Consider the following 4,255-nt stretch of genomic DNA (forward strand, 5'->3'; position numbering starts at 1 on the left):
TTGTTGTTTAAATCATACGGGGGTGTGAGCTGGGGTGTGTGCGACCCCAACGCTGCGACCGGAGCGGGAACCACACACGCCGTCAGTTGCTGGTGAGGGGCTCCGGGATACGCATGGCCAGGATGGCCATGTCGTCGGATGCGGGCTCCTGTGCGAAGCGCTCGACCGCGCGGAGGATACGGGCGGCCACCGCGCCGGCTGTCAGGCCCGTGCAGGTCTTGAGGACCTCGCTCAGGCCGTCGTCGCCGAGCATGCGCGTGCCCTCGCGGCGTTCCGTGACGCCGTCCGTGACACAGAGCAGGACGTCGCCCGGTTCGAGGGTGATGGTCTGCTCGTACAGCTCCAGGTCGTCGATGACGCCCAGGAGCGGCTGCGGGTCGGCGGCCGGGACGACCGTTCCGTCCTGGCGCAGGCGGAGCGGCAGCGGGTGACCGGCGCAGACGACCTTGAGGATCGCCGAGCCGTCCTCCTGGGGCCACAGCTCGCCGTAGAGGAGCGTCAGGAAGCGGCTGCGGGCGCCCTCGTCCAGGATCGCCGCGTTGAGGCGCTCCAGGACCGCCGGGCCGCCGAAGCCCTCACGGGCCAGCAGGCGCAGGGCGTGGCGGGCCAGGCCCGTGACCGCGGCGGCCTCCGGGCCCGTACCGCAGACGTCGCCGATGGCGAAGCCGTACGCGTTGTCGCGGATGGGGAAGAGGTCGTAGAAGTCTCCGCCGACCTCGTTGCCCTCGCCGGCCGCGCGGTAGATGACCTCGACCTCGACGTTGTCGATCTGGGGGAGGCCGGGCGGCAGCAGGCTGCGCTGGAGGGACTGGCTGATCGCCATGCGCTCCGAGTAGAGGCGGGCGTTGTCCAGGGCGAGAGCGGCTCGGCGGGAGAGGTCCTCGGCGAGCTCCAGGATCTCCTGGCGGAAATGGTCGTCGGAGGGCTTGCCGAGCGTGAGCATGCCGATCACCCGGTTGCGGGCGACCAGCGGCAGGACCACCGTCTCGCCGCCCACCACTGCGGCCGTGGCCAGAGTGGTGTCGATACCGGAGGACAACGGGCCGCTGCCGTGACCGAGTTCGCGCATCGAGGTGGAGAGCGCGGCACGGTGGGCGGCCTCGGCCGGGGCCGCCCAGACACGGGCGCCGGGGGTGGGCACCGGGTCCGGTGGGGCGATCGAGGAGAGGAGCGCCTTCAGGCCGTCGATGCGGTCCTCGTCCTCGTGCAGGACGTACGAGAGGTACGGCTCCGAGGCCTGGTCGGCGATCGTGTAGACGGCGCACCAGGTGGCGAGGGTCGGGACGGTCATCTGGGCCATCAGGGCCAGGGTCTGGTCGCGGTCGAGGGTGCCGGCCAGCAGGTCGGAGGCCTCGACGAGGAAGCTGAGGGAGCCGCGGCGGAGCCGTTCGAGCTCGCCGAGGCGGGCGGACTCGACGGCGAGCGCGATCCGGTCGGCGGCGAACTGGAGGCGTAGCGCCTCCTCGTTGGAGTACCGGTTGGGGGTCTCGGCGGCGACGCCGAGGGAGCCGGTGAGGCGGCCCTCCACCTTGAGCGGCACGGTCACGACGGAGCGCATGCCGGTGCCTTCGAGGAGCGGTACGGCGCCGGGGACGGCCGCGAGGTCCTCGTGCACGGCCGGCATCCGGGCGGAGCCGTAACGGCTGGCGCCGGTCTCGACGGGGACGCGGGCGAAGCGCTGGCGGGCGGAGGGGAGGCCGGTGGTGGCCCGGACCTCCAGTTCGGTCTCGTCGTCGGTGGCGAGCAGCAGGAAGGCGGAGTCGCCGTCGAGCATGTCACGGGCGCGTTCCACCGTGCGCTGGAGGAGGCCGTCGAGGTCGTCGGGGGCGGGGGAGCCGATGAAGACCTCGAAGGGGTCCGTGGCGCGGCTCTCGGCGCCCGAGTCGGAGACCGCGGGGCGCTGGGGGGTCTGGAGGACGGCGCGCTCGTACTCACGTACCAGGAGGCAGACCGTCGAGGGTTCGCCTGCCGCGTCGCGTACGCGGAGGTGGGAGGCGTAGACGGGGATGACGCGGCCGTCGGCGCAGCGAATGCCGTAGCTGCCCTCCCAGCGGGAGAGGCGCAGGGCCTCGGCGAGGCCGGTGCCGATGCCGGGGGTGTGCGGCCAGGCGGCGAGGTCGCCGAGGGGCTTGCCGACGACCTTCTCGGCGGCGTACCCGAAGAGGTCCTCGGCGTCCTCGTTCCAGGAGGTGATGGCGCCGCCGCGGTCGATCTGGGCGACGGCGACGCGGACGCGGCTGTCGGCGACGGGGAGGAGGGCGTCGGGGAGGACCGGTCCGGCGGAGCGGGTGCCGATCGGGCGCTCGGGGAGATCGAGCTGGAACCAGACACGTTTGTGCGTGGGTGTGTACTCGACGCCCCAGCGGGTGGCGAGGGCGGCGCACAGCAGCAGGCCACGGCCGTTCTCGCGGTCGGGGTGGGCGACGGTGCGGCCGCCCTGGACGGGGATCTCGCGCTCGGGGTAGCGGTCGGCCACCTCGACGCGGATGCCGTCGTCGCTGCGCAGGCACAGGACGTCGGCCGCGGTGCCGGCGTGGATGACGGCGTTGGTGACGAGTTCGCTGGTCAGGACGACGGCGTCGTCGACGACCTCGGCGTATCCCCAGCCCTGGAGGGTGTCCCGGACGAAGGCGCGGGCGGTCGCGACGGACCGCCCGACGGGGTCGAAGGTGGCAGCCGCCCGCGCGGTGATCACAGAACTCCTCGTACGCGTTTCGACGCCCGGCTCCGCCATGGTCGGTCTGCCCCTCCCGCTACGCCCGGTGGTCGTTTCGCGCCACCCCGCCCCCGCCGGGCGGACAGGGGCGGTTGGACAGCCGGATGCCAGGTTACTTACCTTCGCTGTCCGAGCGGATGCCGGTCGCCGCTGTTTCCGTCCCCCGTGGACGGGGACGCTATGCGAAGCTGCCGAACTGTTATCGCCAGGTTCGGCTGCGGTGAAACACTGGGCAGGCTTGTGGTGACGGCCCGGGCAGTACGGTCAACCCCTTCGGGAGGGACACGGTGGAGTCTGGCACGGCGGCGCGGCGCGGCGGCGGCGGCACGACGCGCGCGAAGGGCGGACGTGCCCGGAGCGGTGAGACGGTGCAGGTGGACGCGGCGGCCATGGAGCGGCTTCTGGCTGCCCTGGTCTCGATGCGCGACGGGAATTTCCGTAAACGGCTGACGGTGTCGGGCGACGGGATGATGGCGGAGATCTCCGCCGTCTTCAACGAGGTCGCGGACCGACAGATGCACCTGACCGGCGAGTTGTCGCGGGTCAGGCGCATGGTGGGGCGTGAGGGCAAGCTGTCCGAGCGCCTGGAGGCGGGGCCCAGTGAGGGTGCCTGGCTCGCGGCGATCGAGGCCGCCAACGCGCTGGTCGACGACATGACGCGGCCCGTCTCCGAGGTGGGGCGGGTGCTGTCGGCGGTGGCCGAGGGCGACCTCGCTCAGCGGATGGACCTCCGGTCGGAGGGGCCGGAGGGGCGGCCGCTGCGCGGGGAGTTCCTGAAGGTCGCCCGGACGGTGAACAACCTGGTCGACCAGCTGTCCGCGTTCACGGACGAAGTGACGCGGGTCGCACTCGAGGTCGGTACCGAAGGCATCCTGGGCGGCCAGGCCCAGGTACGCGGAATGTCCGGTTCGTGGAAGGATCTCACGGATTCGGTCAACACGATGGCGTATCGATTGACCGCGCAGGTACGTGACATCGCTCTCGTCACGACGGCCGTGGCCCGGGGTGATCTGTCCAACAAGGTCACGGTTCACGTGGCCGGCGAGATGCTGGAGCTGAAGAACACCGTCAACACGATGGTGGACCAGCTGTCCTCGTTCTCCTCCGAGGTGACCCGGGTCGCGCGCGAGGTGGGCACCGAGGGTGAGCTGGGCGGTCAGGCCGAGGTCGCCGGGGTCGGCGGTGTGTGGAAGGACCTCACCGATTCCGTCAACACCATGGCGGGAAACCTCACCAATCAGGTGAGAGGTATCGCCGAGGTGACGACGGCGGTCGCCAACGGCGATCTGTCCCAGAAGGTCACGGTCAGCGCGCGCGGCGAGGTCGCGCAGCTCGCGGACACCATCAACCAGATGACCGAGACGCTGCGGACGTTCGCCGACGAGGTGACCCGAGTGGCGAGCGAGGTCGGTGCCGAGGGTCTGCTCGGTGGTCAGGCGCAGGTGCCCGGCGCGGCCGGCACCTGGAAGGACCTGACGGACTCGGTCAACACCGTCTTCCGGAACATCACCACGCAGGTGCGGGACATCGCGCAGGTGA

General features: G+C 71.5%; 2 protein-coding genes. One reads left to right on the forward strand and one right to left on the reverse strand.

The window, feature by feature from the left end; all coding sequences use genetic code 11:
* Nucleotides 1–82 precede the first annotated feature (82 nt).
* Nucleotides 83–2,734 carry a SpoIIE family protein phosphatase gene (locus tag ACWF79_RS22550; protein WP_453729924.1) on the reverse strand — a complete coding sequence of 884 codons (2,652 nt, stop codon included), beginning with the start codon at nt 2,732–2,734 and terminating at the stop codon, nt 83–85.
* 356 nt (nt 2,735–3,090) lie between these two features.
* On the opposite strand from ACWF79_RS22550, the gene ACWF79_RS22555 reads away from it, so the two are divergent.
* A partial coding sequence (locus ACWF79_RS22555) for a HAMP domain-containing protein (protein WP_453729990.1) occupies nt 3,091–4,255 on the forward strand: 1,165 nt, incomplete at its 3' end.

The organism is Streptomyces sp. NPDC054975 (assembly GCF_053609105.1).